We start from the raw sequence: 17,027 nt of genomic DNA, 5'->3' as shown, positions 1-17,027 counted from the left end.
TCACCGATGCAACGCGCCCTGGCGCTGGCCCGACAGGCCCTGTGGCTGACCTCGCCCAACCCGCGTGTGGGCTGCGTCATCACCGCACCCGACGGCACGGTGCTTGGCGAAGGCCACACCCAGCGTGCTGGCGGCGCACACGCCGAAATCATGGCGCTGCGCGATGCGGCGGCGCGTGGCCATGCCGTGCACGGCGCCACCGCCTGGGTCACGCTCGAGCCCTGCGCACACCAGGGCCGCACAGGCCCCTGCTGCGACGCGCTCGCCGCTGCAGGCATAGGCCGGGTGGTGGTGGCCATGTCCGACCCCAACCCCCAGGTGGCCGGTCAAGGTCTGGCACGCCTGCAGGCCGCAGGCGCACAGGTGCAGGTGCTGCCCACAGGCGACCCGCTGGCCGCCGAGGCGCGCGAACTCAACATTGGATTTTTCAGCCGCATGGAGCGGGGGCTGCCCTGGGTGCGCATGAAGATCGCCGCATCAGTTGATGGGCAAACGGCGCTGGCCAATGGCCAAAGCCAGTGGATCACCGGCCCCGAGGCCCGCGCTGACGGACACGCCTGGCGCGCCCGCGCTTGCGCCATCCTCACCGGCATCGGCACCGTGCTCGAAGACGACCCGCAATTGACCGTGCGCGGCCTGGATGCGCCCCGCCAGCCGCACCTGGTGGTGGTGGACAGCCGCCTGGACCTGCCCATCAGCGCCAAACTGCTCGACACACTGGGCAGCGGTGACCAGGCACGCCAGATCTGGGTTTACACCGCCACCACTGAAAATGCCGAAAAACGCGCCGAACTCACGGCCCGCGGTGTGCAGGTGATCGACTGTGCCGGACCCGGCGACAAAGTCGACCTGGCCGCACTGCTGCGCGACCTGGCCCGGCGCGAGGTCAACGAGCTGCATGTGGAGGCGGGCTTCAAGCTCAACGGCAGTTTCATGCGTGAGGGGCTGGTCGACGAATGGCTGGTTTACATGGCCCCGCAGTGGCTCGGCCCCGGTCAGGGCATGGCCAACTTGCCCGCGCTCGCACAACTGGACGACGCACTGAAGCTGCACTTTCACGCGGTGGACCGTGTCGGGCAGGACGTGCGCTTTTTGCTCAGGCACTGAATCCGCAGGGGCCCCGCCCTCGGGGCGATGAATGGCGGTGGGCGAGTGGTCTGTCGCGGCGGGGGCGCCGCTCCCACACTTTTCAGACCAACTCGTGCAGAGGCCAGCGCGGCTTCACGTCGAAGCTGTAGCGGGCTTCGGCCACCTGCGCGCCCGACTGCAAGCGCATGGCGGCAGCCATGGCGATCATGGCGCCGTTGTCGGTGCACAGGTGCAGCTCGGGGTAGTGCACACGCACGCGGGCCTTGGCGCAGGCCTCGTTCAATTGCCTGCGCAGTTCGCGGTTGGCCCCCACGCCACCCGCCACCACCAGCCGCGTGAGGCCACTGCTCTTGAGCGCCGCCATCGACTTCTTCAAGAGCACTTCCACAATGGCGGCCTGGGTCGATGCGGCCAGATCGGCACGCTCAGGCGCACCTTCGGTGTGCGCTGCTGGCCCGATCTTTTTGGTCTGGGTCAGCACGGCCGTCTTGAGGCCCGCAAACGAAAAATCAAAGTCTCCGCTGTACAGCAGTGGGCGCGGCAGCTTGTAAGCAGTCGGATCGCCCTGCTCGGCCAGGCGCGACAAGCCCGGGCCACCGGGATAAGGCAGACCCATGAGCTTGGCCGACTTGTCAAAGGCTTCGCCAGCCGCGTCATCGATCGTCTCACCCAGCAATTCATAGCGCCCCACGCCGTCCACCCGCATCAGCTGGGTGTGCCCACCCGACACCAGCAAAGCGATGAAGGGGAACTCGGGCGGGTCGGCGCTCAAAAACGGCGAGAGCAAATGGCCTTCGAGGTGGTGCACGCCCAGCACCGGCTTGCCCAGTGAAGCCGCCAGCGCACAGGCCACGCCCGAGCCCACCAAGAGCGCCCCAGCCAAGCCCGGGCCCCGGGTGTAGGCCACCACGTCGATATCGACCAATTGCGCGCCAGCCTCGGCCATGACCTGGCGGGTCAGCGGCAAAACCCGGCGGATGTGGTCACGGCTGGCCAGCTCGGGCACCACACCGCCATAGGCCTGGTGCATTTCGATCTGGCTGTAGAGCGCATGCGACAACAGGCGCGGCAGCGCATCGCCCGTGGTCTCCACCAAGGCCACGCCCGTCTCGTCGCAGGAAGATTCAATGCCCAAAATTCGCATAACAGCTAGTTTAAGCGGGCCATGGGCTGCAGGCGGGGGCTTGGTCATAATCTCAGCAGGAGCGACGGGGGCGTCGCTCCCACAACAGTCCTTCATTCCAAGCCCACACCCATGACCACTCTCCGACTGATTTCCTCCATGGCCACCAAGCCGCTGCTGGCCGATCTGGTGGCGCTGTACAAGGCGCAAGCCCCTGGCGTACACATCGAGGTCGAGTCGGTCGGCGGCGTGGACGCGGCCAAACGCGTGCAGGCGGGTGAAGCTTTTGACGGCGTGGTGCTGGCCAGCGACGCCATCGACAAACTGGCAGCCAGCGGCCATGTGCTGGCGGGCAGCCGAGCCGACCTGGTGCGCTCAGGCGTGGCGGTGGTCGTGCCTGCGGGCCAACCCCTGCCCGACATCTCGACCGAGGCCGCACTCAAAGCCGCCATCCTGGCCGCGCCCACGATGGGCTATTCGACTGGCCCAAGCGGCGTGCAACTGGCCAAACAGTTCGAGGCCTGGGGCATCGCTGACGAAATCGCGCCACGCATCGTGCAAGCCAAACCCGGCGTGCCCGTGGGCTCGCTGGTGGCCCAGGGCCAGGTGGCGCTGGGTTTTCAGCAACTGAGCGAAATGCTGGGTGTGGCGGGCATCACCATCGTGGGCGGGCTGCCACCCGAGGTGGAGATCATCACCACCTTCTCGGGTTCGGTGGCCGCGACCTGCAACCAGCCAGACGCCATGCGTGCGCTGCTGGCTTTTTGGCAATCACCCGCGTGCGACGCTCTCAAGCGTCAACACGGGATGACTCCGGCCTGAGCGCCATACCCATATAACCAACAGTTATCTGGTTTCCCGCACAATCGCGGGCATGGGCATTGGTCATTACATCAAAGACATCGGGCGCGGCAAAGACGGCGCACGGGCGCTGGGTCGCGAGCAGGCGGCCGACTTGATGGGGCAGATCCTCGACCAGCAAGTGAGTGACCTGGAGCTGGGAGCCTTTTGCCTGGCCATGCGCATCAAGGGCGAAACCCCCGAAGAGATGGCCGGGTTTCTGGACGCCACCCACGCGCGACTGAACAAAGTTTCCACCCACAGTGCGCCCACCGTGGTGCTGCCCAGCTACAACGGCGCGCGCAAGTTGCCCGTACTCACCCCCCTGCTGGCCCTTTTGCTGGCCCGCGAGGGTGTTGCGGTGGTGGTGCACGGCACGGCCACCGAAGACAAACGCGTGAGCAGCCAGTCGGTACTGGCCGAGCTGGGCGTGACGGCATGCAAGGCATCCCCAAATGTGAAAGCCGGTGAGGTGGTGTTTGTGCCCACGGGCGTGCTGAACACTGGCTTGGAGAAACTGCTGGCCGTGCGCCGTGTGGTGGGTCTGCGCAACCCCGGGCACAGCCTGGTCAAACTCATGAACCCCTGTGATTCAGAAAGCGGCTCTGCCTTGGTGGTGAGCAGCTACACGCACCCCGAATATTTGCAGTCCATGTCAGCCACATTTGCACTGACTGGCCAATACGCCCTGCTGCTGCGCGGCACCGAGGGCGAGCCCGTGGCCGATGCCCGGCGCACCCCGGCGATGGATGTTTTCAAAAATGGCCAGACCTTGCGCGTGCAGGAACAGCAAGAAGGCTCGCTCGCCAAAATGCCCGAGCTGCCCAGTACCGACGCAGCCGCCACGGCGGTCTACATCGAACACGTTTTGCAAAACCTGCTGCCGGTGCCGGAGCCCATAGCACGGCAAGTCCAACACATCCTGCGTGAGGTAAAAGCATGAACACGCCCCTTCAAGGCCGCTGCACGCTCGTGGGCGCAGGCCCGGGCGACCCAGAGTTGCTCACGCTCAAAGCCGTCCGCGCGATTGCCAGCGCCACCGTGCTGCTGGTGGACGATTTGGTCAACGACGCGGTGCTGGCCCATGCCTCGCCCACCGCCCGCATCGTGCATGTGGGCAAGCGCGGCGGCTGCAAGAGCACGCCGCAGGCTTTCATCGACAAGCTGATGATCCAGGCCGTGCAAGACGGCGAGCATGTGGTGCGCCTCAAGGGCGGCGACCCGTTCATCTTTGGCCGGGGCGGCGAAGAGGTGGAGCACCTGCGCCAAGCAGGCATCGATGTGACCGTGGTCAACGGCATCACTTCAGGGCTGGCGGGCATGAGCAGCCTGGGCGCCCCGCTGACGCACCGCGAACATGCACATGGCGTCGTCTTTGTGACGGGCCACGCCAAACCCGGTGACGCGGGCACCGACTGGGTGCAGCTGGCCCAAACCGCCCACCAGGCCAAACTGACGCTGGTGATTTACATGGGCGTGAGCAGCCTGGACCACATCAGCCGGGGCTTGTTGCAGGGCCTGCCCGCGCGCACACCCGTGGCCGTGGTGCAGAACGCCAGCCTGCCCAACCAACGTGAAGCGCTGACCACACTCGGTGATTTGGTCAACACCATGCAAAGCGAGGGACTGGAAAGCCCCAGCGTCATCGTGGTGGGCGATGTGGTGCAGGGTGCACGGGCGTGGATTGCGCAGCCAAACACATCACAAAGAGCGGCCTGACCTCAGCCCCAGCTGCGCGTGAGCAGCTCATCGAGTGCATCGGCAATCACCTGCCCCTGTTCGGCCAGGCTCCCTACACACGGACCCAACTGATCGCTGGCGACAGACACCATGTCCAGGGGATGCAGCACCAATGACTGACCTTTGATTTTGAACACCGGGTTCATGCGGGTGCCTGCGACTTTGGCCCCCGCAGGCAAAGCTGTGCGCAGGACGAGTGGCACCACCACCCGGCGACGGTAACCGTCGAACAGCGAAGACTGCACCAGCACCACCATGGGCACCGTGGCCCTCATGGGGCCGGGGTTCAGATGAACGTCGAATTGCGCCACCGGTCAGGTTTCAGAGCGTGGAGTGGCCATCGGCGTAAGAGCCCGAAGCATCGTGCAAGGCATTCCAGTCTGCCACGATCCGCTGCGCCTGCAGGCGGTGCTCTTGGCGCAGTTGCCGCTCGGAGACGACATACGCTTGCAACATTTCTTCGACCTTGGCCGAGAGGTTGCCACAATACGCGCGGGACTCTTGCACCAGCGTTTCGCTCAGTGAGAGATTGACCGGTTTTTTGGCTGTGGGCTCGAGCGCTGACATGGGGCACACTCCTTTGTGCGCATTGTATGCGCATGAAAGCCAATCAACCAAGCTACACTCCCCCGCATGAACCAATGGGATGCAGTGATTGTGGGCGCCGGGGCCGCCGGATTGTTTTGTGCAGGCGTGGCAAGCCAGCGTGGGTTGAAGGTGCTGGTGATTGACCACAGCCGCGTGGTCGCTGAAAAGGTGCGCATTTCGGGTGGCGGACGCTGCAACTTCACCAACAAAAATCTTGACCCGTCGGCGCCGCAAAAGCATTTCATCAGCCAGAACCCGCACTTTTGCCGCTCGGCACTGTCGCGCTACACGCCACAGGACTTCATCGCGCTGGTCCAAAAACACGGCATCGCCTTCCACGAAAAGCACAAAGGCCAGCTGTTTTGTGACCATTCGGCCGAAGACATCATCCGCATGCTGCTGGCCGAATGCGAAGCCGGTGGCGTCACACTGCGCACCGACTGCAGCGTCTCGGCAGTGCGCCATCTGGAAGACGGCCGCTACGCCCTGAACACCGCGCAAGGCGAGGTGCTCACACGCTCTGTGGTGGTGGCCACGGGTGGCTTGTCCATCCCCAAGATCGGGGCCACGGGCTGGGGCTACGAGGTGGCCACGCAGTTTGGTCTGCGCCTGGTCGAGTGCCGCCCGGGCCTGGTGCCCCTGACGTTTGACGGCGAGGGCTGGGCCCCTTATGCCCAGCTGGCGGGTCTGGCTTTGCCCGTGGGCATCGCGACCGGTGAGAAAAAAAGCCGCATGCACTTTGACGAAGACCTGCTGTTCACACACCGCGGCCTGTCCGGGCCTGGTGTGTTGCAGATCTCAAGCTACTGGCAGGACGGCACACCGATCCGCCTGAACCTGGCTCCCGAAGTGGACCTGCCTGCTCGATTGCAAGAGGCCAAGCTGCGCTCCAGAAAACTGCTGGGCAACGAGCTGGCCACACTGGTGCCCGCCCGCTTGGCCGAGGCCTGGGTGGGTCAGAACCCGGCCTTGCAGCGCCCCTGCCCGGATGTGCCCGACAAGGCGCTGACCCAACTGGCCGAAGCCCTCTCGAACTGGTCCCTCACGCCCACGGGCAGCGAGGGCTACAAAAAAGCCGAGGTGACGCTGGGCGGTGTGGACACGCGTGATTTGTCTTCACAGACCATGGAATCCAGACAACCGGGGCTGTACTTCATTGGCGAGGTCATCGATGTGACCGGTTGGCTGGGCGGCTACAACTTCCAGTGGGCCTGGGCCAGTGCGCACGCCTGCGCGCAGGCGCTGCCATCGCAAGGGGACATCAGAAACTGAAGCGCCTGCCCAATTGCAAAAACAGGTTGCTGGCACCTGCCGTGCCCCGTGCAGCGCCAAGGTAAATGTCACCGATCTTGCTGTCCAGCGCGATGAACAAGCTGGTGCTGTATTTGGTGCTGTGGGCTTGACCGGCGAACCAGGCGTCTCCGGCTTCCAGCACCATGCCCACGTGGGTTTTCTGTTTGAACAAGCCCCCATCAAACAAGCGGTACATGTAGGTGCCGTAGACATGGGCCAGGCGATCCCCTGAGAGCTGGCCCATGCGGTAAGCCCCCATCAGCTGAAAGCCGCCCAGGTAGAGGCTGGTGGGCGTGACACACTGCACACACACCGAAGACAGGTCTTCACGCCCCAGGTTCACCCCCAGGTTCAGGGTGTGCGCCTGCAGTGGCACAGCCCAGCGGGCACTCAGACGGGCACTGCGGTAGTCCGAGCCCGTCAAACTTTGCTCGAGCGCCCCGCTCACAAAATAACCCCGGGAAGGGAAATTGGCCGAGTCGAGCTGGTCGGCCTCGAACTGCAAACGCCACGCCGTGGCGTTGACATGGCGATCGGTCAGCGTCAAAAGCAAGTCCTGCCCATTGGCCTGCATCACGATGACCCGGGAAGGCGTGTCCATGGCGTAAACAGTGTTGCTCTGGGTGAGCCCCAGCTTCACAGTGGCTTGTTGCTCCAGCCGGTAAACCAGATGGGTCCCCAGTTGACTGCGCCCCAGGCGCATGTACCCCAGCTTCTGGTCTTGCGAAACCTTGACCATGTCGGTCGGTGCATACAGGGGCACGACATTGCGCTCGTAACCCAGCGCTGCATCCACACCCCAATGCGGGCCCAGCGGCTGGTACAGGCGCGCGGCCAACTCGGACTGTGTGCCTACACGCGCATCCAGACCCAACTCCAGCCCGGAAGCTGTGAGCCACGGGCGGCGGTAGCCCACCCCCACCGAGAACTGGTTGACGCCACCCAGCTCTGATGAAAAACCCAAGCTGGTTTTCATGAAATGCGGCGCGTACGGCTTTTCACGCACATGCACGACCAGTTCGTAACGCTCATCCTTGAGTTGCTCCAGGGCATAGTGGACCGTCTCGAAATAGCCACTGGTGTAGAGCTCATCAATGCGCCTGGCGATGTCGTCTGCATTGAAGTCTTGCCCCAACAACACGGCCATGCTGCGCTCAATGAAACGGGCCGGCACATGCTGGGTACCACTGGCGCGGACCGAAACAATCCGTTTTTCCCGCTGGTCAAACGCCAGACGGGACGACGGCGTCAGGGGCTGCGGCCCCACACTGCGCGCCAGCGCCTGCCAGCGGGTCTGCTGAGCCGCCACCGCTTTTTCTGCGCGTTCCACGATTTCAGCCGCCCGGTTGAAATCGGCAAAGCCCACATCCTTGAGCTCGGGCTGCACCAGAATGTCCTGCGGACGCAACATGGCCAGGTTGCGCTTTTCATTCTGGCGGATCAGGATGTCCAGCATCCGGTTGGCCACCATCAAACCATTGGCTGGATCATCGGCCTGGGGTCCGGCAGGGTCTTGCGCCAGATAGGAGGCCACCACCACATCGGCCCCCTCCTTCAGTGCCACCTCGATGGGCAAATTGGCCACCAGGCCACCATCCACATAGGTTTCGCCATCGATCTCCACAGGCGCAAAAACTGCAGGCGCGGCCATGCTGGCCCGGATGGCCAAATGCAAAGTGCCGTGGTCAAACACCTGTTGCTCGCCATCGCGGTACCGGGTAGCCACTGCCCTGAAAGGAATTTTCAGATCATTGAACGACACCCCTGCTGGCACATGGGTGGTCAGCTGCTGAAGCAAGGCCAGAAAGCGCTGTCCATCACTCACGCCACGGGCAAAACTGAGCGCACCGTGGCGAACGCCGAACTCCAGCTCAATCGGGTATTGCCGCTGGTACGCCCGAGCCCGCTGGGGCAGCTCCAGCCGATCAATTTGATCGAGTGCCACTTTGGCCGGATCCAGGCTGCCCACCACCCGCTCGATCTCCTCAATCGACAAGCCGCTGGCGTACAGCCCTCCCACCACAGCCCCCATGCTGGTGCCGACAATCCGTGCAATCGGGACTTTGTCCCGCTCCAGCCGCCGCAGCACCGCCAGGTGCGCAAACCCTTTGGCCCCGCCCCCTGCCAACACCACCACCACTTGGGGTGGGCTGGGTGCCGCACAGACTGACAGGCCGCTTGCGCTCAGTGCAAGAGCGCAGCCAATTGCCCGCCAACCCGGGAAAAACCTGAAAAAATGCATATAAAGGTCCGCAGGGGCAAGAATTCCTGGATTTTAGGCACCTCCAGCCGACCGCAGGAGCAGCCCGCTGCCCCTGCGTAAAAAAGCCAGACTCCGCGCTATAATCGCTGTTTTTGCTGGCAATCCCCCGTCTGCCAAATACTAGTTCGTGACGGGGAACCCGCCGGTGTCGGAATTCGAAGGCCCGATCTTCCTCGAATTTGCGACCGGCACATTTTGGAAATTTGATTCAATGACCACCATCCGCGTGAAAGAAAACGAGCCGTTTGACGTCGCCCTGCGTCGCTTCAAGCGCACCATCGAAAAACTCGGCCTGCTGACCGACCTGCGCGCCCGCGAGTTTTACGAGAAGCCCACCACAGAGCGCAAGCGCAAGAAGTCGGCCGCCGTCAAGCGCCACTACAAGCGTGTGCGCAGCATGCAGCTGCCCAAGAAGCTGTACTGAGCACTTCTTTTTGTATGACCCGCAAGGGTCTGCAAACAAGCCCGCTGGAGGACGCTCAGGCGGGCTTTGTTGTTTATGCCTCCCCCCTTTGACCCCACCAGGAGCCCCACATGAGCCTGAAAGACCAGATCACCGAAGACATGAAAACCGCGATGCGCGCCAAGGACAGCGAGCGTCTGGGCACCATCCGGCTGCTGCAGGCGGCGATGAAGCAAAAAGAGGTGGATGAGCGCGTGGTGCTGGACGATGTGGCCGTGGTCGCCATCGTCGACAAGCTGATCAAGCAGCGCAAGGATTCGATCACTGCCTTTGAGGGTGCAGGCCGTCAGGACCTGGCCGACAAGGAAAAAGCGGAGATGGCCGTGCTGCAGGCCTACCTGCCAGCACGCATGTCGGCCGAAGAAGTGACCGCCGCCGTGCAGGCCATCGTGGCAGAACTGGGTGCCAAAGGCCCAGGCGACATGGGCAAAGTCATGGGCGCAGTGAAAACCCAATTGGCTGGCAAGGCCGACATGGGCCAGGTGTCTGCTGCCGTCAAGGCTGCGCTGGCGGGCTGAACGCACTCGCGCCTCAACAAAAACGGGAAGCCTGGGCTTCCCGTTTTTTGTGGGTTCCGCTGACTGCTCAGCTGCCGGCGAGCTTCATGCGGTTGACCAAGACCGAGCCAATGCTCTTGGCACCCATGTTGTAAACATCAGCGCCAATCGCTTCGATGCCCATGAACATGTCTTTGAGGTTGCCCGCGATGGTGATCTCGTGCACCGGGTAGGCGATCTGACCGTTCTCGACCCAAAAGCCGCTGGCACCACGTGAATAGTCGCCCGTGACGTAGTTCACGCCTTGCCCCATGAGTTCGATCACAAACAGGCCTGTGCCCAGCTTGCGCAGCATTTCATCCAGATCGTCCGTGGCCCGGGTCAGGCGCGATGTCATGGTCAGGTTGTGCGAGCCCCCGGCGTTGCCGGTGGTCTTCATGCCCAGCTTGCGGGCCGAGTAGCTGGAGAGGAAATACCCTTCCACCCGACCGCCCTTGACCACATCGCGCGGCACCGAGCGCACGCCTTCGTCGTCAAACGGCGAGCTGCCCTTGCCGCGCAGCACAAACGGGTCTTCGTGAATGTCGATGTGTTTCGGGAACACCTTCTTGCCCAGCGAATCGAGCAAAAAACTGCTCTTGCGGTAAAGCGCCCCACCGCTCACGGCCTGCACAAAGCCGCCCAAGAGGCCTGCGGCCACGGTCGACTCGAACAACACCGGGCACTCGGTGGTCGCGATCTTGCGCGAGCCCAGGCGCGACAGCGCACGCTCTGCGGCGTAGCGGCCCACGGCCTCGGGGCTGGCCAGCTCATTGGCATCGCGCATGGAGCTGTACCAGGCGTCACGCTGCATTTCAGCGTTGCGGCCTGGCAGCGAGGCGATCGGCGCCACCGAAATGCTGTGGCGCGAGCTGGCGTAGCCGCCTCTAAAACCGTGTGTATGGGCGCTGAAAAAATGGCTTTGCTGGGCCGACACGGCCGCGCCTTCGCTGTTGGTGATGCGTCGGCTGGTTTTGAGCGCTGCCGCTTCGCACGCCAGCGCCAGTTTGGCCGCTTCCTCGCTGGTCACCGCCCAGGGGTGGAACAGGTCCAATTCGCGGGCTTGTGTTTCGATGTCAGCCTCGTCAGGCAAGCCTGCCGTGGGGTCTTCGGCGGTGAAGCGGGCGATGTCGAAAGCGGCCTGCACAGTGCGTTCGATCGCCGCCTGGGAGAAATCGGATGTGCTGGCATTGCCGCGGCGGTGCCCGACGTAGACCGTCACGCCCAGAGATTTGTCGCGATTGCGCTCGACGTTTTCCAGCTCGCCCTTGCGCACGGACACGCTCAGACCACAGCCCTCGGAAGCCTCGGCCCCGGCATCGGTGGCACCCAGCTTTTTGGCATGCTTGAGCGAGCGGTCCACCAAGTCTTCAAAAAAGGCACGGCTATAGCTGAAGCCATTGTTCTCGGTCGCAGTCAAAGCGGGAGCTTTCGGGTTTGTTTTTTTCACGGCAGCAAACATGTTGGAGGTGGCAGCTATGATACTTGCCAGTCAAGAAAGAAGGGCCGCCCCGGCCCGAGAACCCCCAACATGTCCCGTAAACCCAAAAAAGGTTACTTCGTCAAAGGCCAATTCGTGGCCGAAGGCAGTGAACTCGACCTGGAACTCAAGCGCGAACTCAGAGGCGGCCAGGAAATCAGCAAGACCGACCTCAAGCGCGAAAGCACAGAGCTGCAGGCCCTGGGCGAGCAGCTGATGACCTTGCGCAGCGACCTGTTCAAAGCCCTGCCCCTGACCGACAAGCTGGTGGAAGCATTGGCCGAAGCCAAACGCATCACCAACTTTGAGGGCAAGCGCCGCCAGATGCAATTCATCGGCAAGCAAATGCGCCTGCAAGAGCCCGAGACACTGCAAGCCGTGCGCGAAGCACTGGAGGTACAACGCCTGGGCAGCGCCAAAGACACGGCGGCCCTGCACCTGGCCGAAGCCTGGCGTGACCGCATGATTGCCAGCGACGATGCCGTGGGCGAATGGATCGCCCAGAACCCGGGCACAGACACCCAGCAGCTGCGCGCCCTGGTGCGCCAGGCCCGCAAGGACGCGCCACCGGCTGACAAGGCAGCCGTGTCGCAAGGCCTGGCACCGCGACAAAGCCGCGCTTACCGCGAGATTTTCCAGCTGGTCAAATCGGTGCTGTCACCCGCCAAGTCCGAACAAATGGAACAAGATGAAGAGGTCAGCGATGAGTGACGCCAGCTTGCACGATGCGGTGAAGATCGGCATCGTCTCGATCAGCGACCGCGCCAGTACAGGCGTGTACGAAGACAAGGGATTGCCTGCCCTGCAGGACTGGTTGGGCCGCGCACTGCTCAACCCGATCACCTTCGAGCCGCGCTTGATCCCTGACGAAAAAGACCGCATCAGCGCCACCCTGATCGAGCTGGTGGATGCCGGTTGCAGCCTGGTGCTGACCAGCGGCGGCACGGGCCCGGCGCTGCGGGACGTGACGCCCGAGGCCACGCTGGCCGTAGCCGACAAGGAAATGCCCGGTTTTGGCGAACAGATGCGCCAGATCAGCCTGAAGTTTGTGCCGACCGCCATCCTGTCACGCCAGGTGGCGGTGATCCGAGGTCAGAGCCTGATCATCAACCTGCCCGGCCAGCCCAAATCGATCGCCGAAACGCTGGAAGGCCTCAAGGACGAGAACGGTCAGGCGGTGGTGCACGGCATCTTTGCCGCTGTCCCCTATTGCGTGGACCTGATCGGCGGCCCTTACATGGAAACCCGGGACGAGGTCTGCAAGGCCTTCCGTCCCAAAACGGCGGTTCGCCCGCACCGGGCTTAAGACCTGCCCACCCCAAAGGCCCCTCGGTCTTTGGGTATAATCCTTTTTCTCTGGCAAGAGCGACAGCAGCACCTCCGGCCCGGCCAACGCCATCAGCGCGACGCCCCCATGCGGGCAGGCCACCGTACCGCAAGGACTGCATTCCAAATGTTCGCCCTCCCATCTTGCCTGTGCAGTCTCTGACCCCATCTGGGGGTTCTTGATCTGTGTCCCCATGAGCCCGCGCCGGCAGTTTTGGCGCTGACTGTGTCTGTTTCCTTGTCCGTTTTGATGTCTTGAGGTTGTTTCATGCCCGCTCAAAAGCCGAAGAAGTCCGTCCAGGCCCCCGCCAAAACCCGACCTGCAGCCAAGGCCGCCCCCGCCAAAGCCCCATCTGCCGCGAAAGCCGCTGCCAAACCCGCAGCCAAGCCCGTGCCAGCCAAGGCCAAGCCGGTCGCCAAAGCCAGCAGCGCCAGCGCGAAAACCGCCAAGCCTGTGAAGAAAGCCGCCCCTGTGCCTGCGAAGAAAACCGCTGTCAAAGCCGTAGAAGCCGAAAAATCAACCAAATCCAAGACCAAGGCCGCCGCTGCGGAAGTCGAAGTCAAGAAAACCACCAAAGCCAAAGCGGCTGCCGAAGAAGAAGCCCCGGTGAAAAAAGCCGCGGCCAAAAAAGCGCCCGCTGCCAAAACCGGTGCCAAGCGCGGCCCCAAGAAAAAAGGGGATGCCCCAGCCGATGACGATCTGGGCGACATCGAATCCGACCTGGAGGGCGAACCCGTCGCCGCCGAGCCGGGTGAAAAAGCCAAGCCCCTGCGCATGAAGATCAGCAAGGCGAAAGAACGCGCCTTGATGAAGGAATTCGGCCTGGACGAAACTGTCCTGACCGAAGCCGAAATGAAGCAGCGCCGCGAGCGCCTGAAAGCCCTGATCAAGCTCGGCAAGACCCGTGGCTACCTGACCAACGGCGAAATCAGCGACCACCTGCCCGACAAGTTGGTCGATGCAGAAACCCTGGAAGTGGTGGTGGCCACCCTGAACGACCTGGGTGTGGCGGTGTACGAGCAAACGCCCGACGCCGAGACCCTGATCATCACCGACAACGCCCCCACCGGCTCGACCGAAGAGGAAGCCGAAGAAGCCGCTGAAGCCGCCCTGTCCACCGTGGACAGCGAATTCGGCCGCACCACCGACCCCGTGCGCATGTACATGCGCGAGATGGGCACCGTCGAGCTGCTGACCCGCGAAGGCGAGATCGAGATCGCCAAGCGCATCGAAGGCGGCCTGATGGACATGATGGCCGCGATCAGCGCATCGCCTGCCACCATCGCCGAAATCTTGCGCATGGCCGCTGAAATCCGCGAAGGCAAGGTTGTGATTTCCACCGTGGTGGACGGTTTTGCCAACCTCAACGAAGCCGACGACTATGTGGCCGAAGAAGACTTTGACGAATTCGACGAAGCCGACGATGACGATGGCAAAGGCGGCTCCAAGGCCCTGACCAAGAAACTCGAGGAGCTGAAAAACCAAGCCCTCGAACGATTTGACCGCATCACCGAGTACTTTGAGAAAGTGCACAAGGTCTACGACAAGGAAGGCTGGGGCACCCCCGCCTACGTCAAGGCCCAGACCGCACTGTCGGAAGAGCTGATGACCATCCGCTTCACCGCCAAGACGATTGAAAAGCTGTGCGACATGGTGCGCAGCCAGGTGGACGACGTGCGCAAGAAAGAGCGTGAACTGCGACGCATCATTGTGGACAAGTGCGGCTACCCGCAAGACCAGTTCATTGCCGACTTCAGTGGCCGTGACAAGAACGGCAAACGCGTTGAGTCGCATCTGCTCAACCTCAAGTGGATCGAAAAGCAGGCCGCTGCCGGCAAGAGCTGGAGCGCCGTCATGGGCCGGAACATCCCGCCCGTGCAGGACATCCAGCAAAAGCTGATGGACCTGCAATCCAAGGTGGTGGTGCCGCTCGATGAGCTCAAGGACATCAACAAGCGCATGAACGCCGGCGAGCGCTCCTCGCGCGACGCCAAGAAAGAGATGATCGAGGCCAACTTGCGCCTGGTGATCTCGATCGCCAAGAAGTACACCAACCGTGGCCTGCAGTTCCTCGATCTGATCCAGGAAGGCAACATCGGTTTGATGAAGGCGGTGGACAAGTTTGAATACCGCCGGGGCTATAAGTTCTCGACCTACGCCACCTGGTGGATCCGTCAGGCCATCACCCGCTCGATTGCAGACCAGGCCCGCACGATCCGCATCCCGGTGCACATGATCGAGACCATCAACAAGATGAACCGCATCTCGCGCCAGCACCTGCAGGAGTTCGGCTTTGAACCCGATGCCTCTGTCCTGGCCGAGAAGATGGAGATCCCGGAAGACAAGATCCGCAAGATCATGAAGATCGCCAAGGAGCCGATTTCGATGGAAACCCCCATCGGTGACGACGACGACAGCCACCTGGGCGACTTCATCGAAGACAGCACACACACCGCCCCCATGGACGCGGCGCTGCAAGCGGGTCTGCGCGACGTGGTCAAGGACATCCTCGACAGTCTCACGCCCCGCGAAGCCAAAGTGCTGCGCATGCGCTTCGGCATCGAAATGTCCACCGACCACACGCTGGAAGAAGTGGGCAAGCAGTTCGATGTGACGCGTGAACGCATCCGTCAGATCGAAGCCAAGGCGCTGCGCAAGCTCAAGCACCCCAGCCGCAGCGACAAGCTGCGCAGCTTCATCGACTCGATGTAAGCCACTCAGCCCTCAAAAGCACAAAGCCTCCCCGCTGTACAGCGTGGGAGGCTTTTTTTCTGGATGCGCGTGTTTCAGTGCTCAGTGAGGCGCATCGGCCACAGCACTGATGGCATCTGTTCTGGAACGCATGACGGTGACAATGCCCTGCACGATGCCATCCACGATGGTCGGGCCTGCAGCATCGAGCAATTCGCCCGCCTTGGTCGGATCGTTGAAGAATGTCCGGGCAATTCCGACCAATCGCAGGCACTCGTCAAAGCCCTTGAGGCGTGCCATGAATGTCCCCACCGGAGAATGCCTGGTATCGTGTGGCGTGTCTTCCGTCCGACCGGACTCGAGCAAATGCATGACATGCTTTTCGATGTCGTTTTGTGGCTGATATGGTTTGTCCACAGTGGGCAACAGGTCCTCGATGCGGACGGACAGCTCACCCGGCATCGGTCTTTCTCCCATCAAGCTGGTCAGAGAGACGTTGTGACCGATACGCAGTGACAAGGCCTCCAGAACACCGATGGACAGCAGCTTCACACGCAAATACAGCCGCGCCACCTCCAGATTTCGGCGTGTCAGCTGCAAGCGCTGCTGATGCACATCCTCAGAGGGCTCGTCACCAAAACGGCGGAACACCACTTCGGGATTGAGAAAACTCAAAAACCCTTCCATCTTCTGCAGGGCGACGCGGTAACCATTGACCGTGTAGGTGCTGGCGTTGAGCAGGCCGTGGTTGGTCTCTGGAATGAGGTTCCAAGTGTTGTTGAGGAAATCCGCAGGATTCTCACTGCCAAAGTTGTCGATGTCGCGGTTGGCCACGCGCACACACTTTTCGACAATGCGCGTGCACTCTTGTGCATCCAGCCCCAATGACAGGCGCTGGCTCACCGTCAGCAGCCGCTGGTGCAACTGCTCGGAACATGTCAGCCCTTCAGGCGAAGCTGCGCGAAACGGGATGGTGGCCTCGATACAGGCCGCAATTTGCACCAGGGCAGAGGTGGGCAGAATGCTGCTGAGTGCCTTCACGCCGACCAGCGCGCTCAGGAATTCATTTTGTCCCGCAAACGGGGAAAGTTTTTGACCGTGACTGAACCCAAAGAGCGTCATCAGTGCTTCAAACAATTCGTCCGCACTGCCAGGCTCTGGATCGATGACCAAAGCCATCTCGTCTTCGCGCACATAGGGAGCAATGTAGCGTGACAGATTGACGTGAATTCCTTGATCAACCTGCACGTAGACCATGTCGTGGAAAAGTGCCGCCAGCACTTCCACCGCGGAGCCACCGCGTCCTACATCAAAAATGTGTTGGGGGGTATGGAACGAACGCCATGGCCCCGTCATGGACCGGATGATCAGTTCGGCCGTTTCGGTCAAAACGGGGGAATCGGGGTCCCCTCCCAATTGCGCAACAGACTGCTGGAGTTGCTGCAGGCATTTGGCTTGGTATTGGGCTTGGTCCATGGGTGGTGCCACGCTGACTATGAAATAAACCATTTTATTCCGCAGTTTTGATGGATTTTCATCCAAAACTGCAGCAAAAAGGGGTTTATTGACATTTCTAAAGGATTTTTGGTGTCAT

16 protein-coding genes are annotated in these 17,027 nt (G+C 62.2%); 10 read left to right on the top strand and 6 right to left on the bottom strand.

Translation table 11 applies throughout. The annotated features are described in order from the left end of the window. Positions 1-6 precede the first annotated feature (6 nt). A complete protein-coding gene (gene ribD / locus IC609_RS08655) occupies positions 7-1,107 on the top strand; it encodes a bifunctional diaminohydroxyphosphoribosylaminopyrimidine deaminase/5-amino-6-(5-phosphoribosylamino)uracil reductase RibD (protein ID WP_191819835.1) in 1,101 nt (366 codons plus the stop codon). 82 nt (positions 1,108-1,189) lie between these two features. On the opposite strand, the gene tsaD is transcribed toward ribD, so the two are convergent. Then, a complete protein-coding gene (tsaD, locus tag IC609_RS08650) occupies positions 1,190-2,233 on the bottom strand; it encodes a tRNA (adenosine(37)-N6)-threonylcarbamoyltransferase complex transferase subunit TsaD (RefSeq protein WP_191819109.1) in 1,044 nt (347 codons plus the stop codon). 111 nt (positions 2,234-2,344) lie between these two features. On the opposite strand from tsaD, the gene IC609_RS08645 reads away from it, so the two are divergent. The 3 genes from IC609_RS08645 to cobA are packed head-to-tail and all read left to right on the top strand — an operon-like array spanning position 2,345 to position 4,771. After that, positions 2,345-3,034 (top strand): substrate-binding domain-containing protein, encoded by a 690-nt coding sequence (locus tag IC609_RS08645; RefSeq protein WP_191819108.1) that lies wholly within the window; start codon positions 2,345-2,347, stop codon positions 3,032-3,034. Between the two features lie 52 nt (positions 3,035-3,086). Further along, a complete protein-coding gene (gene ybiB / locus IC609_RS08640; protein WP_191819107.1) occupies positions 3,087-3,995 on the top strand; it encodes a DNA-binding protein YbiB in 909 nt (302 codons plus the stop codon). Further along, on the top strand, positions 3,992-4,771 hold the full coding sequence (gene cobA, locus IC609_RS08635) for a uroporphyrinogen-III C-methyltransferase (RefSeq protein WP_191819106.1): 780 nt from the start codon (positions 3,992-3,994) through the stop codon (positions 4,769-4,771). Before ybiB ends, cobA begins: the two co-directional genes overlap by 4 nt. A gap of 2 nt (positions 4,772-4,773) precedes the next feature. Here cobA and IC609_RS08630 read toward each other — a convergent pair whose 3' ends face one another. Beyond that, on the bottom strand, positions 4,774-5,103 hold the full coding sequence (locus IC609_RS08630; protein WP_191819105.1) for a CcdB family protein: 330 nt from the start codon (positions 5,101-5,103) through the stop codon (positions 4,774-4,776). 10 nt (positions 5,104-5,113) lie between these two features. Then, positions 5,114-5,359, bottom strand: coding sequence for a type II toxin-antitoxin system CcdA family antitoxin (locus tag IC609_RS08625; RefSeq protein WP_191819104.1), 246 nt, complete (start codon positions 5,357-5,359; stop codon positions 5,114-5,116). A gap of 66 nt (positions 5,360-5,425) precedes the next feature. Here IC609_RS08625 and IC609_RS08620 point away from each other — a divergent pair, with 66 nt between their 5' ends. After that, entirely contained in the window at positions 5,426-6,652 is a 1,227-nt protein-coding gene (locus IC609_RS08620; RefSeq protein WP_191819103.1) for a BaiN/RdsA family NAD(P)/FAD-dependent oxidoreductase, read from the top strand. On the opposite strand, the gene IC609_RS08615 is transcribed toward IC609_RS08620, so the two are convergent. Continuing rightward, entirely contained in the window at positions 6,642-8,813 is a 2,172-nt protein-coding gene (locus IC609_RS08615; protein ID WP_191819102.1) for a patatin-like phospholipase family protein, read from the bottom strand. The two genes, IC609_RS08620 and IC609_RS08615, sit on opposite strands and share 11 nt — an antisense overlap. 334 nt (positions 8,814-9,147) lie before the next feature. Here IC609_RS08615 and rpsU point away from each other — a divergent pair, with 334 nt between their 5' ends. Together rpsU and IC609_RS08605 are read left to right on the top strand one after the other, a co-directional pair. Then, on the top strand, positions 9,148-9,360 hold the full coding sequence (rpsU, locus tag IC609_RS08610) for a 30S ribosomal protein S21 (protein WP_092756237.1): 213 nt from the start codon (positions 9,148-9,150) through the stop codon (positions 9,358-9,360). Positions 9,361-9,470: 110 nt separating this feature from the next. Beyond that, positions 9,471-9,917, top strand: a complete 447-nt coding sequence (locus tag IC609_RS08605; RefSeq protein ID WP_191819101.1) for a GatB/YqeY domain-containing protein — start codon at positions 9,471-9,473, stop codon at positions 9,915-9,917. A 67-nt stretch (positions 9,918-9,984) separates the two neighbouring features. On the opposite strand, the gene pmbA is transcribed toward IC609_RS08605, so the two are convergent. Continuing rightward, a complete protein-coding gene (pmbA, locus tag IC609_RS08600) occupies positions 9,985-11,397 on the bottom strand; it encodes a metalloprotease PmbA (RefSeq protein WP_191819100.1) in 1,413 nt (470 codons plus the stop codon). 69 nt (positions 11,398-11,466) lie between these two features. Here pmbA and yjgA point away from each other — a divergent pair, with 69 nt between their 5' ends. The 3 genes from yjgA to rpoD all read left to right on the top strand — a co-directional run bounded on the left by yjgA (position 11,467) and on the right by rpoD (position 15,454). Then, positions 11,467-12,126, top strand: a complete 660-nt coding sequence (yjgA, locus tag IC609_RS08595) for a ribosome biogenesis factor YjgA (protein ID WP_191819099.1) — start codon at positions 11,467-11,469, stop codon at positions 12,124-12,126. Next, positions 12,119-12,721 (top strand): molybdopterin adenylyltransferase, encoded by a 603-nt coding sequence (gene mog, locus IC609_RS08590; protein ID WP_191819098.1) that lies wholly within the window; start codon positions 12,119-12,121, stop codon positions 12,719-12,721. Before yjgA ends, mog begins: the two co-directional genes overlap by 8 nt. 288 nt (positions 12,722-13,009) lie before the next feature. Beyond that, positions 13,010-15,454, top strand: a complete 2,445-nt coding sequence (rpoD, locus tag IC609_RS08585; protein WP_191819097.1) for an RNA polymerase sigma factor RpoD — start codon at positions 13,010-13,012, stop codon at positions 15,452-15,454. Positions 15,455-15,535: 81 nt separating this feature from the next. Here rpoD and IC609_RS08580 read toward each other — a convergent pair whose 3' ends face one another. Beyond that, the gene (locus IC609_RS08580; protein ID WP_191819096.1) at positions 15,536-16,975 is read right to left on the bottom strand and encodes a hypothetical protein; all 1,440 of its coding nucleotides are present in this window, start codon (positions 16,973-16,975) and stop codon (positions 15,536-15,538) included. Positions 16,976-17,027 lie beyond the last annotated feature (52 nt).

It is taken from the genome of Limnohabitans radicicola (genome assembly GCF_014837235.1).
Lineage (GTDB): Bacteria > Pseudomonadota > Gammaproteobacteria > Burkholderiales > Burkholderiaceae_C > Limnohabitans_A > Limnohabitans_A radicicola.
Note: the sequence above shows the minus strand (reverse complement) of the source record. Positions and strands in the feature narration are given on the sequence as shown.